The sequence below is a fragment of the Pseudomonas sp. GL-RE-29 genome, from assembly GCF_019947275.1.
Taxonomy (GTDB): domain Bacteria; phylum Pseudomonadota; class Gammaproteobacteria; order Pseudomonadales; family Pseudomonadaceae; genus Aquipseudomonas; species Aquipseudomonas fluorescens_A.
On record NZ_JAGYGD010000044.1, the window covers coordinates 27,894 to 46,920 of the forward strand.

Annotated in this window: 17 protein-coding genes and 1 pseudogene; 2 read left to right on the forward strand and 16 right to left on the reverse strand. The window is 59.5% G+C overall.

All coding sequences use genetic code 11. The features are described 5' to 3' along the window. Nucleotides 1-3: 3 nt before the first annotated feature. The 4 genes from KGB21_RS26450 to KGB21_RS26465 form a co-directional block, all read right to left on the reverse strand. A complete protein-coding gene (locus KGB21_RS26450; protein ID WP_223507186.1) occupies nt 4-1,110 on the reverse strand; it encodes an enoyl-CoA hydratase/isomerase family protein in 1,107 nt (368 codons plus the stop codon). Between the two features lie 260 nt (nt 1,111-1,370). Next, a complete protein-coding gene (locus tag KGB21_RS26455; protein ID WP_223507187.1) occupies nt 1,371-2,078 on the reverse strand; it encodes an HPP family protein in 708 nt (235 codons plus the stop codon). A gap of 160 nt (nt 2,079-2,238) precedes the next feature. Then, a complete protein-coding gene (locus tag KGB21_RS26460; protein WP_223507188.1) occupies nt 2,239-3,417 on the reverse strand; it encodes an MFS transporter in 1,179 nt (392 codons plus the stop codon). Nucleotides 3,418-3,590: 173 nt separating this feature from the next. Further along, a complete protein-coding gene (locus KGB21_RS26465) occupies nt 3,591-4,970 on the reverse strand; it encodes a UDP-glucose dehydrogenase family protein (protein WP_034146430.1) in 1,380 nt (459 codons plus the stop codon). A gap of 403 nt (nt 4,971-5,373) precedes the next feature. Here KGB21_RS26465 and xerC point away from each other — a divergent pair, with 403 nt between their 5' ends. Next, nucleotides 5,374-6,219 (forward strand): tyrosine recombinase XerC, encoded by an 846-nt coding sequence (gene xerC / locus KGB21_RS26470; RefSeq protein WP_411741418.1) that lies wholly within the window; start codon nt 5,374-5,376, stop codon nt 6,217-6,219. 10 nt (nt 6,220-6,229) lie between these two features. Here xerC and KGB21_RS26475 read toward each other — a convergent pair whose 3' ends face one another. The 12 genes from KGB21_RS26475 to KGB21_RS26530 all read right to left on the reverse strand — a co-directional run bounded on the left by KGB21_RS26475 (nt 6,230) and on the right by KGB21_RS26530 (nt 18,285). Further along, nucleotides 6,230-7,300: an ABC transporter ATP-binding protein gene (locus KGB21_RS26475; protein ID WP_223507190.1), complete on the reverse strand. Its 1,071-nt coding sequence runs from the start codon at nt 7,298-7,300 to the stop codon at nt 6,230-6,232. Beyond that, nucleotides 7,297-8,895 carry an ABC transporter permease gene (locus KGB21_RS26480; RefSeq protein WP_223507196.1) on the reverse strand — a complete coding sequence of 533 codons (1,599 nt, stop codon included), beginning with the start codon at nt 8,893-8,895 and terminating at the stop codon, nt 7,297-7,299. Before KGB21_RS26480 ends, KGB21_RS26475 begins: the two co-directional genes overlap by 4 nt. A 3-nt stretch (nt 8,896-8,898) precedes the next feature. Further along, entirely contained in the window at nt 8,899-9,912 is a 1,014-nt protein-coding gene (locus KGB21_RS26485; protein WP_034146427.1) for an iron ABC transporter substrate-binding protein, read from the reverse strand. Between the two features lie 249 nt (nt 9,913-10,161). Next, nucleotides 10,162-10,719 carry a membrane integrity-associated transporter subunit PqiC gene (locus KGB21_RS26490; RefSeq protein WP_223507191.1) on the reverse strand — a complete coding sequence of 186 codons (558 nt, stop codon included), beginning with the start codon at nt 10,717-10,719 and terminating at the stop codon, nt 10,162-10,164. 17 nt (nt 10,720-10,736) lie between these two features. After that, nucleotides 10,737-12,413, reverse strand: coding sequence for an intermembrane transport protein PqiB (locus KGB21_RS26495; RefSeq protein ID WP_223507192.1), 1,677 nt, complete (start codon nt 12,411-12,413; stop codon nt 10,737-10,739). Then, nucleotides 12,394-13,050 carry a paraquat-inducible protein A gene (locus tag KGB21_RS26500; protein WP_034146424.1) on the reverse strand — a complete coding sequence of 219 codons (657 nt, stop codon included), beginning with the start codon at nt 13,048-13,050 and terminating at the stop codon, nt 12,394-12,396. Before KGB21_RS26500 ends, KGB21_RS26495 begins: the two co-directional genes overlap by 20 nt. Next, the gene (locus tag KGB21_RS26505) at nt 13,047-13,643 is read right to left on the reverse strand and encodes a paraquat-inducible protein A (RefSeq protein ID WP_034146423.1); all 597 of its coding nucleotides are present in this window, start codon (nt 13,641-13,643) and stop codon (nt 13,047-13,049) included. The genes KGB21_RS26500 and KGB21_RS26505 overlap by 4 nt, the downstream gene beginning before the upstream one ends. Nucleotides 13,644-13,816: 173 nt before the next feature. Then, on the reverse strand, nt 13,817-14,029 hold the full coding sequence (locus KGB21_RS26510) for a type II toxin-antitoxin system RelE/ParE family toxin (protein WP_223507197.1): 213 nt from the start codon (nt 14,027-14,029) through the stop codon (nt 13,817-13,819). Further along, entirely contained in the window at nt 14,019-14,207 is a 189-nt protein-coding gene (locus tag KGB21_RS26515) for an antitoxin (RefSeq protein WP_223507198.1), read from the reverse strand. The genes KGB21_RS26510 and KGB21_RS26515 overlap by 11 nt, the downstream gene beginning before the upstream one ends. A gap of 223 nt (nt 14,208-14,430) precedes the next feature. Further along, nucleotides 14,431-15,732, reverse strand: coding sequence for an NAD(P)/FAD-dependent oxidoreductase (locus tag KGB21_RS26520; protein ID WP_223507193.1), 1,302 nt, complete (start codon nt 15,730-15,732; stop codon nt 14,431-14,433). Then, nucleotides 15,729-16,817, reverse strand: coding sequence for a polyamine ABC transporter substrate-binding protein (locus tag KGB21_RS26525; protein WP_223507194.1), 1,089 nt, complete (start codon nt 16,815-16,817; stop codon nt 15,729-15,731). Before KGB21_RS26525 ends, KGB21_RS26520 begins: the two co-directional genes overlap by 4 nt. Before the next feature lie 109 nt (nt 16,818-16,926). Continuing rightward, nucleotides 16,927-18,285 (reverse strand): glutamine synthetase family protein, encoded by a 1,359-nt coding sequence (locus KGB21_RS26530; protein WP_223507195.1) that lies wholly within the window; start codon nt 18,283-18,285, stop codon nt 16,927-16,929. Between the two features lie 162 nt (nt 18,286-18,447). Between KGB21_RS26530 and KGB21_RS26535 the strand changes: the two are divergent. Then, nucleotides 18,448-19,027 (forward strand): annotated as a pseudogene (locus KGB21_RS26535) (AraC family transcriptional regulator); the annotation flags it as partial.

Genomic DNA, 19,027 nt, shown 5'->3' on the forward strand with positions numbered 1-19,027 from the left:
GGCTCAGCTCCCGCTCTCATCGAAACCGTGAAAGAAACTCGCGACATGCTCGGCGTCCAGCGCCTGCAAGGTCGGCGGGTTCCAGCGCGGGTTCTTGTCTTTGTCGATCAGCAAGGCGCGTACGCCTTCGATCAGGTCGCCGCGCTCGAACCACTGGCGGTCCAGGTGCAGCTCAAGGGCGAAACAGTTTTCCAGGCTCAGGTGCCGGCCGCGACGCAGCATTTCCAACGTTACACCCATGGCCAGCGGTGAGCGGGTCTCCAACAGGTCCGCGGTGGTCGTGGCCCACTCATGGCTGTCGGCGACCGTCACTGCACGCATTTGCTCAACAATACTCGGCACATCGGGCAGGGCGAAGAAGTGGTCGATGGCCGGGCGCAGCGCTTTCAGTGGCGCATGGGGCAATTGTTGAACGGCGAGTTTCGCCAACAGGCCTTGCAGATCCTTGAGCGGCGCATCGCGCCATTCCAGCTGATCGAGTTTTTCGTCCAGCGTCGCCAGTTTGCTGCTCTCCAGATACCAGTCGGCCAGGCCGCAATAGAGCGCATCGGCGGCGCGAATCTGTACGCCGCTGACGCCCAGGTAAATTCCCAGTTCACCGGGAATGCGCGGCAGGAAGTAGCTGCCACCGACATCCGGGAAGTAACCGATGCCGACTTCCGGCATCGCCAGACGACTTTTCTCGGTGACCACCCGCAGGTCAGCCCCTTGCACCAGGCCCATGCCGCCGCCCAGGACAAAGCCATCCATCAAGGCCAGCACCGGTTTGCGGTAGTGGTGGATCGTAAGGTCGAGGGCGTATTCCTCGACGAAGAAATCTTCGTGCAACGTGTCGCCGCTTTTGAAACTGTCATGCAGCGAGCGAATGTCGCCGCCGGCACAGAAAGCTTTTTCGCCGGCGCCGCGCAGAACCACCGCGTGCACCTGCGAATCCTGCGCCCAGGCGTCGAGCTGGCGTTGCAGGCTGCGGACCATGTCCAGGGTAATGGCGTTTAGACCGGCGGGGCGATTGAGGGTCAGGTGACCGATGTGGTTGCGAACCTCGGCCAGCACTTCGTTTTGTGTGGCATCCATAGACTGAGTCCCTGGAGAAGAAACCTGAGCAGTCATCACTAACTCCCTGCTTTTATTGTTCTTTATAGAGAAGCTCGCGCGCGAGCGATGCAGGATCGTAACAGTGCAAATTTGTGATGTACAACCGGGATATGTGCAGGTGCTTCCTGCATTTTTGCATGGGGATTACACGTACCTGTGGCGAGCGAGCTTGCTCCCGCTCGACTGCGCAGCAGTCGCCTGCTTTTGGGTCTGCTTCGCAGCCCAGCGGGAGCAAGCTCCCTCGCCACAATAGACAGTGGCTGGCATTTACATTATCAGGCGCTGCGGCTCAACACCTCTCCAATACTGCGCCGCTTGGCATGCAACTCACTGGCATGAATCAACTGTTCGAGGTCTTCCGGCGTAACGTCGAAGAACGCCTCCATATCCGCCAGCGCCAGTTTCAGATCCTCGGCGGTGATTGCCTGGCTGTCGGTGGGCGGATGATCGGCCGGCACCACGGCAACCGGTTCGCTGGGGCGCTTGGGGTAACGGATGCGCGTCAGATTGTTGTAGGCCAGGGCGCTGAGCAACATGACCGATGCGCCGAGCATCACCGGGCCAAGCGCCTTCCAATCCATGGCGATGGTTGCCGGATCGGCCAGCACCAAAGTCAATGCCAAGGCGCCGGCCGGTGGATGCAGGCAGCGCAACCAGCACATCAACACCAGGGCCATGCCCGCCGCCAGACAAGCGCTGGTCAAGGTGCGACCGAGCACGTGCGCCACCAACAGCGCCACGACGGCTGCGCTCAAGTAGCCGCCGACAATCGACCACGGCTGCGCCAACGCGCCGGAAGAAACCGCGAACAGCAGCACCGCCGATGCGCCCAGCGGACCGATCAGGTGTTGCGCCACTTCGATGCCGAATACCTGACCGCACAGCCACACACTGAGCATGGTTCCCAAGGCCATGCCAATGGCAGCGCGGCTCCATTCGGTGGGGCGGGTGTTGATGGCGGCGGGCAACCAGCGAGCGAGCATGATGAAGATCGTTCCGTAGACAAAAACCGAGGAAAAAAAAAGGCTTGCCGGGGATACCCAGAAAGCCCTTGAAGTTGTTCCAACTATTGGGGGAGGAACGTGCACAGTGTGCCGATCATTGCTGATGCTGACAAATTCATATTAATGAAGCTTCAGTTCATTATTTCTGATGTATTGCCACGCCACGGCCACTCATGAAGCACAGCAATCCACCCAACGCCGCAAGTGTGCTCAAGGCGTAGAACATGGTGGGTGCCGGGGTGTGCATTAGCAGGAATCCGCAAATCATCGGGCTCAGTGCACCGCCAAGGGCCGCCAGATTCTGTGCACCGTAATAACTGCCACGCAGTTCTTGCGGGGCCAGGGTGTCGACGAAGAGAAATTCGGCCGGGTAAATGATGATTTCGCCAAGGGTGAAGATAAACATCGCCACGCACCAACTCACCAGGCTGTCCGCGAGGCTGAAGCCAATCAGGCCGAAAATGAACAGGGCGGTGCCGACGACGATCCAGTGACGCAGATGCTCGCGCTTGAGGAAACGCCCGATCTGATATTGCAGCAGGATCACGCTGATGGCGTTGCAGGCGAGCAGGGCGGCCATGACCTTGAGCGTATTCTGGTCGTCGCTGGTCACCAGCAAGTATTGCGACAGGTAAAAAGTGAAGCGGCCATGCACCACGGTACTCAGCAGGCAACCGAGGGTGAACATGATGAGCGTGCGGTCGTTTTTCAGGGTGACCAGGGTTTTGAGGAAACTCTGCACTTGTCCGGTGGCGAGGGGCAATGCCGGGTCTCTGGCGATCCCGGTCAGCAAGAATATGCTGAAAAACGCAATGCCAGCGGCGATCAGGAAGGGTGCAATCGGATAGACCCCGGCAATCACCACGCCGAGCATCGGCCCTACGGCGTAGCCAATGTTGGTCAGGGTGTAGCTCAGGGAAAATGCCTTGGCGCGTTGGCCTACGGGCAGGTTTTCGCTGAGGATCGCTTTGGAACCGATAAGAAACAGCGCCGAAGCGGTTTCAGTGACTACCAGGGTGACGGTGGTCAGGTAGAGGTTTTCAGCGAAGGTCAGGAGCACCAGGCCTATTGCGCTGGACAGCATCGTCAGCATCAACAGTCGGCGCTTTTCCAGACGGTCGATGATGTAACCGCCGTAGAGCGCGAGCAGCGTTGCGATAAACACCGCGATGCCCAGCAGTAAACCAACGTCCTGTTGGTTGAGGCCGAGCTTGTTGCTCAGGAACAGCGTGAGCATCGGGCTGGTGATCGCGCGGCTGATGACGATGGTCAGCGAGCAGATCAGCAACCGGCGGATGACGAGCGAGTAGGTGGCCACGGGAGAATGAAAGTCCTTGTTCGAATGCTGCAGCGATCCTCCCACACATGACGGTTGATCCCTGTAGGAGCTGCCGAAGGCTGCGATCTTTTGATCTTGGTCCTGGCGATGCAACGTCAAAAGATCGCAGCCTTCGGCCGCTCCTACAAGGGCGATGCGATAAATCGAAGCGATCAGGCGACAATCGATGCCGCCGGCCAGCGTTGCAGCGGAATCGGCAAGTGGCGTGACTCACCACGGCCCATCGGGAAGTACGTGAAGCCATTGCGCGCCAGGCGGTCAGCGTCGTAGAGGTTGCGACCATCAAAGATCACAGGCGCATTCAGCCGTTGGCGAATCAACTCGAAATCCGGGGCCTTGAACTGTTGCCATTCGGTGCAGATGATCAGCGCATCGGCCCCGGCCAGCACCGATTCCGGCGTGCCCATGAGCATCAGCTTCGATTCATCGGGATACAGCTGCTGGGTTTCCTGCATGGCTTCCGGGTCGAACGCGCGCACGTTGGCGCCAGCGGCCCACAGTGCTTCCAGCAGCACGCGGCTCGGGGCATCGCGCATGTCGTCGGTGTTGGGTTTGAACGCCAGGCCCCACACAGCGAAGGTCTTGCCACGCAAATCGCCCTGGTAGAACGCCTTGATGCGCTCGAAGAGCTTGTGTTTCTGCCGTTGGTTGATAGCTTCCACCGCTTGCAGCAGGTCGCTGGAGCAGTGGGCCTCTTCGGCGCTGTGGATCAGCGCGCGCATGTCCTTGGGAAAGCACGAGCCGCCATAGCCGCAACCGGGGTAGATGAAGTGATAACCGATGCGCGAATCGGCGCCGATGCCCAGCCGTACCGATTCGATGTCGGCACCCAGGTGTTCGGCCAGTTCGGCAATCTGGTTGATGAAGCTGATCTTGGTCGCCAGCATGCAGTTCGCGGCGTACTTGGTCAGCTCGGCGCTGCGCAGGTCCATGAACATGATCCGGTCATGATTGCGGTTGAACGGTGCATACAGGTCGCGCATCACGTCGCGTACCTCATCGCGTTCGCAACCGATGACGATGCGGTCCGGGCGCCGGCAGTCGGCGACGGCCGAGCCTTCCTTGAGAAATTCGGGGTTGGAGACGATATCGAATTGCAGGAGGCGCCCGACCTTGATCAGACATTTATCGATGTGCGCGCGCAAGGTGTCGCCCGTGCCCACCGGGACCGTGGATTTCTCCACCAGGATCACTGGTTGTTCGCGATGGCGCGCCACGGCTTCGCCCACCGACAACACGTAACGCAGGTCTGCCGAGCCATCGTCCCGGGACGGCGTGCCGACCGCGATAAACAGCACGTGGCCGTGTTGCACCGCGAGTTTCTCATCGCTGGTGAACTGCAACCGTTTGGCATCCAGGCCTTCGCGCACGAGGCTGGCCAGCCCCGGTTCGAAAATGCTCACGTGGCCCTGTTGCAGCAGCTCGACTTTTTTCTGGTCAATGTCCATGCACACCACGTCGTGGCCGACTTCAGCCAGGACCGCTGCCTGCACCAGGCCAACATAACCGCTACCAAACACACTGATTTTCATGAGGCACTCCTGTCCCGATCGACTCCGGTTCAGGATTAACACGGCCATATTTCAGTTCATCTATCGCCCAGACACGGGCCGCTGCCGCACGGTAATTGACTTTCCCCGCCTTGAGCGGCAGCGTAACGCCCCATGCCGATCCGATAACGCGGATTACCTGTGGCGAGGGAGCTTGCTCCCGCTTGGCCGCGAAGCGGCCCCAAGAAATGGGCCTGCTGCGCAGTCCAGCGGGAGCAAGCTCCCTCGCCACGGGCGTAACGCCCGATCCTTTTTTGCTTACTTTCAGTATTTTTATTCAAGGCCGTTTCGTTTGACTGACTTACCCGCTGTTGCTGCAAATACCCCACAGACCAATCCGCTTACCCTGTATCTGGCGCGTCTCGCGCCGTCCAGCCAACTCACCATGCGCTATGTGTTGCAGGATGCCGCCGACCGCCTGGGCTTCGAAGACATGAACATCGAGGAAATTCCCTGGCACAACCTGCAACCCGAGGACGTGATTGCGCTGGTGGCGGCCTTGCGTGCCGATGGTTACGCGCCGAACACTTCGTCGCTGTACGTCAACGCCGTGCGCGGGGTGATGAACGAAGCGTGGCGCATGAGCCTGATCAGCCAGGAACACTTGCTGAAAATGCGCTCGGTCAAGGGTATTGCCGGTACACGGCTGTCTCAGGGCCGTAACCTTCGGCGCACGCTGATCCAGGAATTGATGGAAGTCTGCGCCGCCGATCCACGGCCGCAAGGTCTGCGGGACGCGGCGATCATCGGGATTCTGTACGGTTCGGGGATGCGCAAATCGGAATCGGTGAACCTCGATCTGAATCAGGTCGATTTCACCGAACGCAGCCTGCGTGTCACCGCCAAGGGCAACAAGCAGTTGATCAAATACGCCCCGGCCTGGGCGTTTGCCAAACTCGACGCCTGGCTGGAGTTGCGCCGATCAATGCTCAAGGAAGGCGAGGTGGACGACTCGTTCCTGTTCAACCGGATTCGCCGTGGCAGTCACATCACCCGCGAGCGCATCACCAAACACGCGATCTATTACATAGCCCGGCAGCGCGGTGCGCAGGTGGGGGTGAAAATCATGCCCCATGATTTCCGTCGTTCATTCATCACCCGAGTGATCGAAGAACACGATTTGTCGATCGCCCAGAAACTCGCCCATCACAGCAACATCCAGACAACCGCCAACTACGATGTGCGCGATGACAACGAACGGCGCCGGGCGGTGGACCGCTTCGATCTTTGACGCTCAGCGCTCAAGGTTCGCTCAGCACATGGGCATGGCCGATGGTCGAGACATGAACAGCGCTACCGGCCGGTGGCGCATACATGCCAGAACTGCGTACCAGCAGTGATCGACCGGACTGTTCACCGGAGGCCGAGGACTGCAATTCCACCGTCAGCGTGCAGGTGTTGCCGCTGAAGTCCCGCTCGGTGACCACGGCGCGGCAACCCACGACTTCGGCGGTATGGGGCAGGATACTGGCCAACTGCAGTTGTTCAGGACGCAACATGATCTGCGCGGCGCTGTTGTTGCGGTGGTTATTGACCGGTATCCGCCCCAGATCGCAATGAGCCCAACCGGCTTCGATGCGGGCGGGCATAACCACGGCGTCGCCGAGAAACAACGCCGTTTGCACATCGTCAGGGTAGCGATACAGGTCCAGCGGATGCCCCGACTGCACCAGTCGGCCGTGGCGCATCACCGCCAGCTGATCGGCGAAGGACAGCGCCTCGCTCTGGTCATGGGTCACCAGAATGGTGGTGACGCCTGCCTCGGCCAGCAACCGCGCCACCAGCTTGCGCATGGTGGCGCGCAAACCGGTATCAAGTGCCGAAAACGGCTCGTCCAGTAGCATCAGTCGTGGTTGTTGGGCCAGGGCGCGGGCCAGGGCCACACGTTGCTGCTGACCGCCCGACAGTTCGTGGGGCCAGCGCTCGGCCATGTGTGAATCCAGGGCGACGCTGTCCATCAACTCAGCGATTCTTTGCTGTTTTTCACTGCCCTTGATTGTCAGCCCGAAGCCGATGTTGGAAGCCACGGTCATGTGTGGAAACAGCGCGCCGTCCTGCGGAACATAACCAATCAGGCGTTGATGGGCGGGAACTTCATGGGTGCTGTCGACCAGGGTCTGCCCGTTGAGGGACAGGCGGCCAGTATCGGGGAATTCGAAACCGGCGATCATCCGCAGCAGCGTGGTTTTTCCCGAGCCCGACGGGCCGACAATCACCGTGCGGCTGCCGGCGGGCACCGACAGGCTGACGTTTTCCAGAGCCCGATGGGAACCGTAGGACTTCGAGATCGAATGCAGTTCTAAAGCGTTCATCGGCCAGCCGTTTTTTTGGATTGGTGATAAAGGAGTCCGGTCAGCGGCATCGACAACACAATCATTAGCAGCGCGTAAGGCGCCGCCGCGGCGTAATCGATTTCGCTGGTCATCGCCCAGAACCCGGTCGCGAGGGTGCGTGTACCGTTCGGGGCAAGCAGCAGGGTCGCGGTCAATTCGTTGGTGATCGCCAGAAAGACCAGCGCAGCACCCGCGGCGGCACCCGGTGCGGCCAGGCGCAGGGTGATCAGCCACAATGCCCGAGCGGGCGAGCGGCCCAGGCTGCGGGCGATGTTTTCCAGTTCCACCGGCGCTTGGGCGATGCCCGCACGCAAGCTCACCAACGCGCGCGGCAGGAACATCAGCAGGTAAGCCAGCAACACGGTGATGGTGGTCTGGTAAATCGGCCGGGCAAAATGGATCGTGACCGTCACCAAGGCCAGGGCGACGACGATTCCCGGCAAGGAACTGGTGATGTAGTTGCAGCTTTCCAGCAGGCGTTGCAGTCGTCCGGGGGAGCGGATCGACAGCCAGGCAATCGGAATCGCTGCCAAAGTTGTCAGGGCAGCGCCCGCGATGCCGAATAGCAGAGTCTGCTCCAAGGCCGGCCACAGCTCGGTCAGGTCCCAGACTTCCGTGCCCCCGGCGATCAACCATCTGCCCAGTGTCATTAATGGCACGCCCAGAGCCAATACGCAGGTGATGATCAGCAGGGCAAAGGCGAGGACTTTCGACGTAACGCCCAGGCATACGATCCGTTGTTCACGGGCGCTGCCCGAACCAACGCGGGCATAGCGCGCGGTACCGCGGGCCGCCGACTCCACCGTTAACATCAGCAAGCAAAACAGCGCCAACACACTGGCCAGCATATGTGCGGCAGGGCCGTTGAAGGTGGATTTGAACTGATCGAAGATCGCCGTGGTGAAGGTGTCGAAACGGATCATCGCGTACAAACCGTATTCGGCCAGCAAGTGCAGACCGACGAGCAGGGCGCCGCCGCAGATGGCCAGGCGCAATTGCGGCAGGACCACGCGGAAAAACACCGCCCAGGGTTTGAGCCCCAGGGATTCGGCAACGTCTTCGATGGCGGGATCGAGCCGGCGCAGGGTCGCCGCAACCGGCAGGTACAGGAACGGAAAATAAGCAATCACCGACACCAGCACGCCGGCAAACAAACCATGTATCGGCGGCACCAGACTGACCCAGGCATAGCTGTGGACGAAGGCGGGCACCGCCAGCGGCGCGGTGGCGAGCAAGGACCACCAGCGTCGTCCGGGCAAATTCGTGCGTTCGGTCAACCAGGCCAGCGTCACCCCCAAGGCGATGCACAAGGGGATCGTCAGCAGTACCAGCAACAGGGTGTTGACCAGCAGTTCACCGACACGGGGCCGGAATACCAGGGTCACAACGGTTTGCCAGCCGGTTTGCAACGACACGCCGATGACATACGCAATGGGAAGCAGTGCCAGCAACGAAACCAACACCGACAAACCGACCACCCACGCGCCACCGCGGCTCGCGAACACGCCGCGTGAACGTCGACGCAGGTTGGCAGGTATCGTCTCGGCGACACCCGCCGGCAGGATTTCAGGTATCAATTAGAGCAGTCCCGCCTGAGTCATCAACTCCACGGCTTTCTTACTGTCGAGTTTCGAGGCATCGACGGTGGGGGCGTCAAGCTGTTGCAGAGGCATCAGTTTAGGGTTGGATTCAGCGTTTTTGCCCACGGCGTATTCAAACGATTTGCCATTCTTGAGGATGGCCTGGCCGTCCTTGCCGGTAATCCATTTAAGGAAGGCCTGGGCTTGTTCCTTGTTTTTGCTCGAGGCCAGGACGCCGCCGCCGGAGATGCTGACGAACGCGCCTGGATCTTTGTGCTTGAAGTAGTGCAGGGCGGTGTTCTTGCTGTTTTCGCCGGTCTTGGCCTGATCGACAAAGCTGTAGTAGTGGTAGATCACGCCACTGTCGATTTGCCCGGCATTCACCGCTTTGAGCACGGAACTGTTACCCCGGTACGCAGTGAAGTTGGTTTTCATCGCTTTCAGCCATTCGAGGGTCGCGGCTTCGCCTTTCTGTTCGAGGATGGCGGCGACGATGGCCTGGAAGTCGGCACCGCCCGGCGAGGCGCCCCAGCGACCTTTCCAGCTCGGTGCGGCGAGATCCATCAGCGATTTAGGCAGGTCGGCTTCCGGCAGTTTGCTCGGGTTGTAGACGAACACCGTGGAACGCGCGGCGATCCCCACCCATTTGCCGTGGGCCGGGCGGTAGGCTGAATCGACTTGCTCGAGGGTGGCTTTGTCGACAGGGGCAAACAAGCCTGCGCTATCGACCAGGACCATTGCCGGGGAGTTTTCAGTGAGGAACACATCGGCCGGCGATTCGGCGCCTTCCTGCACGATCTGGTTACCCATTTCGGTGTCATCGCCGTTGCGCAAGGTCACCGGAATACCGGTTTCCTGCGTAAAACCTTCGACCCAGGATTTGGTCAGGCTTTCATGCTGGGCGTTGTAGACGACGATGCCGACGGTATCGGCCGCATAGACCTGAGCGGTACTCAGCAAAGCGGTGGCCAGCAAGGCCTTTTTGAGAAACGAAGGGATAGGGGACTTCATGCGGCGCCAGCTCCTGTTTTTTTTAGTCTTGCAGGCTGATTCGAGCGAATCGACATAGGAAGGACGTCAATTATTCTAGATCAATACGAATCATTTGCAGATTTACGGCGCGGCTAATGTAAGACCCCGAATGAGAAAAAATCGTTAAAACGGTCGACTACGTAAACTTGTAGGAGCTGCCGCAGGCTGCAATCTTTTGATCGTGATTTTTTAAAAACAAAGCCAAAAGATCGCAGCCTGCGGCAGCTCCTACAAGACTGACGGACAACCTTTTTGCGTACCTGACGCTGCCTGGCTGATCAGTGCGGCCAGGCGTTTGACGTTGTTCTGCTGCGCCGCCACCAGTTCATCAATGGAAGGTCCGGACGGTGTCTGCAAAGTGCTGCGACACGTTTCCATGACGCCCTCACTTCCATTGCCGGTGCGAAGGCGCCATTTCACGTCGAGCAACCCGTACTGGCCAGGCACCGAATCAAAACGCTGCACCTCGATGCGTACGGATAGCCTGCGTTGCGGATTGTTGTTGATCATCTGGTCGTCCAGCGCACTGCGCAATTCATCCACCAGACTGGCTCCCCACCACTCGGTTTCAAGGATCGCCATGCCGGTGTTGCCCTGGCGTACGACGATCTGCGGGCGATCGACCTGCGGTGGAACCGTGAGGCTTTCAATCTGGATATCCGCCGTATTGCGTGAACTGCCCGTCAACTGGGCGGGGGTCAAGGTGTGAAACTGGATCGGATCACTGCGGCAAGCGGCGAGCAACGACAGCGCAGCGACCAATGTGATTTTCAGTGGAAATGCCATGAATGTTGCTCCTGTGGTCATTTGCTCGGCGGCCCTTTCATATCCATCGGCGCGGCATTATCCGGACGACCGCGAATCAGCGATTCCGGATGCCGGCCCAGGTAATCCGCCAGGTCGCGCAAGGAACGCGACGTGCGCGCGAGATCGTCCATGGTCTGCCCGAGTTTTTCCCGTTGCGGCGAGTCTTCGGCGATGGTCGAATTGGCCGATTGCAAGGTCGTAGTCGCTGATTGGAACGTCTTGCTCGCATCCATCAATGTGGTCTGCACGCCCGGCAGGGTCTTGGCATTGAATTGCACCAGGCCTTTGCGCAGTTCGACGAGGTTGCTGTCCAGATTGCCGGCAATGCGCTCGATGGGCAGTTGGTTGAGTTTGTTGACCATGGCCTCGAGTTTTTCCTGCAATTGTTCGAGGCTGCCTGGAACGGTCGGAATACTGACCGGACGGGCGGATGGATCAAACGCGACTTTTTCCGCTTTAGGGTAGAAGTCCAGGGAAATGTACAGCTGACCTGTCAGCAGATTGCCGGTGCGTGCCTGCGCGCGCAGGCCGTTGTCGATAAAGGTGCCGATGACGCGGACGGCGCCGGCTTCGTCGTTCGGATCGTGATTGAGTGTTTCAAGCATTTTCGTATGCGCCCGGCCCAGGCGCTGCGGATAAATCATGATGCCGACGTTGACCGGGAAGATGCGTTTTTTCGCGTCGAAATCCAGATTGACCGACACCACCTTGCCGATTTCGATGCCGAGAAACTCCACTGGGGCATCAACCTTCAGACCGCGCAAGGCTTGTTCAAAACGCAAGGTCATGAACTGTCCTTTGCCACTCGGCGGGGCGAGGGCCGTTAGCTGGTCCTCGAACAGTTCGTAGGCGTATTCCTCCGGCGCGGGTTTGTCATCGGGGCTGTATTCAGGTGCGCGGAACGCAACGCCGCCCACCAGCACGGAAGACAAGGACTCGGTCTTGACCGAAAAGCCATTGGCACCGACGCTCACGTCTACACCGCTGGCGTTCCAGAATCGTGTGTTCTCGGTGACGTACTGATCATTTGGCGCGTGGATGAACAGTTCAATGTTCACGCCTTTGCCATCGGGGTCCAATGCGTAGGCCACGACCTGGCCGACCGGAATCTTGCGGTAGTAGACCGGCGAGCCGATATCCAGCGATCCCAGGTCCTGGGTGTGCAACGTAAAGCGTTTGCCCGGTTCGCCATAGGTGATGGCTGGCGGGTTTTCCAGGCCTTTGAAATTCTTCGCGCGGGCATTTTCCTGGCCGATATCGGCGCCGATGTAATCCCCTGACAGCAGCGTATCGATGCCCGACACACCGCCAGCACCGATCCGCGGCCGCACCACCCAGAACTGCGAGTCTTTACGGGTAAAGCTTTCAGCCTGTTTCACCAGTTTGATCGTGGCATTGACGCTCTTCTGGTCGTTGCTCAGTTCCACGTCCGAGACATGGCCGATCACCACGTTGCGGTATTTCACCTCGGTTTTGTTGGCGGTCAGGCCGTCACCGGTCTTGAACGTGATGGTGATGGTAGGTCCTTCCTGCATGATGCTGTGAACCACCAGCGATATCCCCACCAGCACCGCAACAATCGGCACGACCCACACCAGCGAAAAGCTGAAACGGCGGGTCTTGATCGGAGCCGGTCCGGGAACCAGTGGCCCGTCAGTGGCTTGTGACTTCATCCGTGACCTCCTCATTTTGTGGTTGTTGCCGCTCTTTATCCCAGATCAGCCGCGGATCGAAACTCATCGCCGAGAGCATGGTGAACACCACCACCAGACCAAAGAACAGAATGCCCGGGCGCGGTTCGATATCGGCCAGGGCTTGAAATTTCACCAGGGACGCCACCAGGGCGACGACGATGACGTCGAGCATCGACCAATAACCGATGAGCTCGACGAAACGGTACATCTGCGAGCGCTGCCTGAGCGCCCATTGGCTCTCGCGTTTAACGGTCACCAGCAGCAGCGTCAAGGCGGCGAACTTGACGCCTGGTACCGCAATGCTGGCGATGAAAATGATCAGGGCGATGTCCCAGGCACCGTGCTGCCAGAACTCGATCACGCCGCTGATGATCGTGCTGTCTGAGCCACTGCCGACCATTTTGGTGTTCATCACCGGCAACAGATTGGCCGGAACGTAAAACACCAGGGCTGTGAGCATGTAGGCCCAGGTCCGGGTCAACGAGTTGGTTTTACGTCGATGGAGGGGGGCGCCGCAGCGCTCGCACTCGTGGGGTTCATGGGTCATGTCACAGGCCAGGCCGCAGCTGTGGCACAGGCACAGGTTGAGATCGCTGGCGACAGGAGGCGTTGTCATACGATGTCCCACAGTTCACGGATATCGCGGCCGGCAATGCGGATCATCATCAGGCTGAGGACAGCCAGCGCGAACAGACCGATGCCGGGAAGCACATCCAGCAACCCGGCGAGTTTGATCACCGCGACCATCGCGCCCAGCAGACAGACCTCCAGCATGCTCCAGGGGCGCAGGGATTCAAGCCAGCGCATGCAGAAACTGAAACCCGGCGCGCGCTGCTGCTTGAGGGCGAAGCTCAGCACCCAGATCAGTAGCAACAACTGGAAAATCGGCGCGATGATCATGGCGATCGCCGCCACCAGGGCAATGAAGGTGATTGGTCCCAGACTCAGCGCCACCACCGAATCCCAAAGTGTTGCGCTGTTTTTCAGGCCTTTGAGGCTGATGCTCATGACCGGATAGAAGTTGGCGAAAATCCACAGCATCAAAGCGGCGAAGGTCAACGCCAGGCGTTGCTCCACGGACAAGCCGTTATAACGCTGAAGCACGCCGCCGCAGCGGGTGCACAGGGTTTTCTGGTGCTTGGCGAGCGTTACTTTTTCGTACACGCAGTCGCAGTGCTCGCAGATGATCAGTTGGTCACTCGTCGCCATGGGCCAGGCTCGATGGAGGGGCAGAATTGATGAGCACCCCCTCAATATAGAAGTGACTCGCAATTGAGCAAATCGAAAGGCTAAACGACTGGAGGATACGAAGGGATCAGGTGGAATCAGGGAAATTCTTGTCTTGCGTGCAAAACGGCGAGGATCTCTACCCGATCCGTCGCTCAATAGACCACCAGGTAGTTTGGGGGCACCACTATTTCCCGAGTCCCGGATACTCGACCCACTCGATAGAGGCAGGGATGTTGCGGAAGAGCCGATACAGCCGCTTCGATAGACTGGTTTAGCTCAATGGCTGCTGCGAGGTTGCGGTCACCGATGTAATTGAGGATTTGCCATAGTTCAGCCCGCGCTTCGGGCCGCCATTCAATCAGCATCACGCCTGTTGCGCTTGCACTCGATCAAGGCTCGCATATCGGCCATGACCTGTTCATGCGAGACGCCGGGACGTGGATCGTCGAGCGCGGCTTGTACTTTTGCGCGAAACCAACGGTCATGGCTGGCTGCCTGCTCTTCGGTTTCGAACTCTGGAATCGGGGGAATGTGAGGACTCATGGTGACCTCCGGGATCAGTGCCGACCAGTCTAATCGGTATGTTGCCGGCTGTCGTTGCTGCCCGGATTGCCGGGCAGCGGTGTTAAACGCATCCTTCATGGTGAACCCCACTGGTGTCAGGAGCCACCACGCTAAACTTCGGGCTTCTGACGGGCAACCCTAAAAGAGTGTCGGACGTTTCCTCGTGTTTTGAGAGGCGTAATCCTTTCCGTGCTACACGGTGTCAGCCCAAGACCTCGCGCATCCGATACCACAACATGCCCAGCGCCAGCAGCGGCGAGCGCAGTGCGGGGCCGCCGGGGAAGGTCATGTGCGGCACGGCGCTGAACACGTCGAAACCTTTACTGTGACCGGCATGGATCGCTTCGCCCAACAGCTTGGCGCACCAGTGGGTCACATTCAGGCCGTGGCCGGAGTAGCCTTGGGCGTAGAACACGTTCGGGTACTGGCTCAAGCGTCCGACCTGGGGGAAGCGATTGGCGGTGATGCCAATCTTGCCGCCCCATTGATAGTCGATGCGCACGTCCGCCAGTTGCGGGAAGACCTTGAGCATCTGCGGGCGCATGTACGCCGCGATGTCCCGTGGATCGCGTCCGGAATAATGGCAGGCACCGCCGAACAGCAATCGCCGGTCCGCCGAGAGCCGGTAGTAATCCAGGCCGACTTTCTGGTCGCACAGCGCCAGATTACCCGGGATCAATTGCGCGGCAAGCTTTGCCGACAAGGGCTCGGTGGCGATGATGTAGCTGCCTGCCGGCAGCACCTTACCGCTGAGTTTTGGCTCAAGTTCTTCCAGATGCGCATTGCAACCCAAGACCAGACTGCCGGCGCGTACCGTGCCACCGTCGCAACGAACCTGCACGGTGCTGCCGTGGACCAGCTCCAGCACCGGACTTTGCTCGAAAATCCGCACGCCAAGGGATTGCGCGACTTTTGCTTCGCCCAGGACCAGGTTCAGCGGGTGCAGATGCCCCGAACCCATGTCGATCAGGCCGCCGGCATACACACCGCAGTTCACTACCTGGTCTCGGATCTGCCCGGCTTCGACCAGACGGGTTTCATGGGCGTATCCCGATTCTTGCAGCTGCGCATGCTCAGCCTTTAGCCCGGCGAACTGCGCCGGGGTGTTGGCCAACTCGCAAAAACCCCACCGCAGGTCGCAGTCGATGCCATGTTCGCGGATCCGATTGCCCACCAACTGCACCGACTCAGTCCCGGCATGCTCCAGATAGCGCACACCTTCCTCACCGACATGCCTGGCGAAACCGCTGACGTCATGGCCGATGCCGCGAATCAACTGGCCGCCGTTGCGTCCGCTGGCGCCCCAGCCAATGCGCCGACCTTCCAGCAGGACCACCGAGAGCCCGCGCTGGGCCAGTTCGATGGCGGTGTTGACGCCGGTAAACCCACCGCCAATCACGCAGACATCGGCCACCAGGTCTTCGGCCAGCGCGGGGTAGGGTGCCATGCCGTTGGCCGATGCGGCGTAATAGGAATGGGCGTGTTCGTTGGTGTACTGGTTCATTTGTTGGACTTCACTTTGCTCCAGGAGCGTGTCATCAAGCGCATGATCGACTGCGGCGGCGTGGTCGAGATATAGAGCTTGTCGAGCACTTCCTGGGAAGGGTAGACCTCTGGGTTGTTCACCAGCTCAGGGTCCATGAATTGTTTGGCGGCCGGGTTGGGGTTGGCGTAGCCGACCGAGGCACTGACCTTGGCGATCACTTGCGGATCGAGCAGGTAATTAATGAAGGCGTGGGCTTCTTTCGGGTTGCTGGCATCGGCAGGGATGGCCAGCAAGTCAAACCACAAATTCGCGCCTTCCTTGGGAATGGCGTAGGCGATGTTGACGTTGTTCTTGGCTTCCTTGGCCCGATTGGCGGCCTGGAATACATCACCCGAGTAGCCGAACGCCACGCAGATGTCGCCGTTGGCCAGGTCCGAGACGTACTTGGAGGAATGGAAGTAAGTGATGTAAGGACGGATGCTCAGCAACTTGGCTTCGGCTTTTTTAAAGTCCTCGGGATTTTCACTGCGTGGGTCCATGCCCATATAGTTGAGTACCGCCGGGAACACTTCGTCCGCCGAGTCCATCATCGACACGCCGCACGCGCTGAGTTTCTTGATGTTTTCCGGCTCGAACAGCACCGCCCAGGAATCAATGTGGTCGATACCCAGCACTTGCTTGACCTTGTCGACGTTGTAGCCGATGCCATTGGTGCCCCACAGGTACGGCACCGAATGCTCGTTACCCGGATCGTTTTTCTCCAGCAAGGCCAGTAGTTTCGGGTCAAGGTTCTTGAAGTTCGGCAGTTGCTCGCGGTCCAGTTTGAGGAACGCGCCGGCCTTCACTTGACGGGCCAGGAAGTGATTGGACGGTACCACCACGTCATACCCGGTGCGCCCGGCGAGCAGTTTGCCCTCCAGGGTTTCGTTGGAATCGAATACGTCGTAGATCACCTTGATCCCGGTTTTGGCCTGGAAGTCGGCGAGGGTGGTTTCGCCGATGTAATCGGTCCAGTTGTAGACGCTGACTTGTGGCTGAGCCTGGACAACGGCGCTGAACAACAACCCCAGCGCGACCGGGACCACGGATTTCAATAGACGCATATCGATACCTTCTTGGAATTATTGGATTCGTTGGGTGTTCACCTAAACCTGTGGGAGCGGGCAAGCCCGCTCCCACAGGGAGGTGTGATCCCTTGTGAGAGCGGGGAAATCAGACGCTCAGCAGCAGAAACTCCCGCTCCCACGAGCTGATCACGCGCTTGAAGTTCTCGTGCTCGGCGCGTTTCACCGCGACGTAACCGCGCACGAACTTGTCGCCCAGGTAGCGGCCGATGGTGTCGCTCTCTTCCATCTGCGTCAGCGCGTCCTCGATGGTGATCGGCAGGCGCAGGTTGCGGCGTTCATAGGCGCGGCCCTGTACCGCGGCGCTCGGTTCGATGCCTTCGACCATGCCGATGTAGCCGCACAACAGGCTGGCGGCGATGGCCAGGTACGGGTTGGCGTCGGCGCCCGGCAAGCGGTTTTCCACGCGCATCGCCTCGGGGCTGGAGGTCGGTACACGCAGGCCGACGGTGCGGTTTTCTTCGCCCCATTCGACGTTGACCGGTGCCGAAGTGTCCGGCAGGAAGCGGCGGAACGAGTTGACGTTCGGCGCGAACATCGGCAGGACTTTCGGGATGTATTTCTGCAAGCCGCCGATGTAGTTCAGGAACAGCGTACTCATGCTGCCGTTTTCATCCGCGAAGATCGGCTTGCCGGTGGCGATGTCGACCACACTCTGGTGAATGTGCATGGCGCTGCCTGGCTCATCGCCAATCGGCTTGGCCATGAAGGTCGCGGCGACGTTGTGCTTGAGCGCAGCCTCACGCATGGTGCGTTTGAACACGGTGATCTGGTCAGCCAGGTCCAGTGCGTCACCATGACGGAAGTTGATTTCCATCTGCGCCGGGCCGTCTTCGTGGATCAGCGTATCGAGGTCCAGGCCTTGCAGTTCGCACCAGTCGTAAACGTCTTCGAACAGCGGGTCGAATTCGTTGGCGGCATCGATGGAGAACGACTGACGACCGCTTTCCGCACGGCCGGAGCGGCCCATCGGCGCTTTCAATGGCAAGTCCGGGTCTTCGCAACGTTGGGTCAGGTAAAACTCCATTTCCGGCGCAACGATCGGCTTCCAGCCTTTGTCGGTGTACAGTTGCAGCACTTTTTTCAGCACGTTGCGCGGCGACAGTTCGATCGGGTTGCCGAACTTGTCGAAGGTGTCGTGAATCACGATGGCGGTCGGCTCGATCGCCCATGGCACGACGTACACCGCATCGGCCACCGGTTTGCAGACCATGTCGATATCGGCCGGGTCAAGCAGGTCGTAGTAGATGTCGTCGTCGACAAAGTCCCCGGTTACCGTTTGCAACAACACACTTTCCGGCAGGCGCATGCCTCGCTCATGCAGGAACTTGTTGGTGGGTGCGATTTTGCCGCGTGCAATGCCGGTCAGGTCACTGACGACGCACTCGACTTCGGTAATCTTGTGATCTTTCAGCCAAGTGAACAGCTGATCGAAAGGGGCATTCATAAAGACCTCGTTATTGGTTTTGTTAACGCGGGAGAAAGCCGATTCGTCTGTAGGACACTTCCCCTGTAGCGCGTTGACGTCTATCTTGGGCGAGGCTCAACGTTCCATCTATCCACTTTAAGCAGCACAAAGCGCACCAAAAGAGTGCGCAAAGGTCGCCCCATGACAGTGTGTAATCCTCTTCAGGTTCAAGCGTTCAGTACCGCCGATGTGGCCGAGCAAATCCGCGCCACACCGGGTTGGGTCCAGCATTACCAGCAGATGTCGCCGGGGCATTTCGCCGGGCTGGTGCGCTATCTGGACTTGCAGGGCGTGGAGATTTACGAGGAACACATGAACACCCGGGTCGAGCAGAATTTCAGTGCGCCGCAAGGGTCGCTGGCGTTCTGTTTCGATCGCAGCGACAACGCGCTTTACGTGTTGAATGGCGAAAGCAGAAACATCTGGATCACCCCGGAGAACTACCAGGAAATAGCCGTAGTATTCGGGCCGGAATTCGTGCAGCGCCATGCGCTGGATGTTGCCAGGCTGGAAGGGTTGTTCATGGCGCCGCTCAATTCGCAGCAGAACGCGCTGTTCAGTCGCTGGCTCAGTGGCACGCTGACACGCTTGTCGCAGACGTTCGATCCGCCGAGCCGCGAAGCGCTGACTCAGCAATTGCTCGACGATTGCCTGTTCATTCTCGACAACGCCTGCGTCTGTCTGGACCAGGGCGCCTTGCAGCGTCGGGCGGGGGAACGGG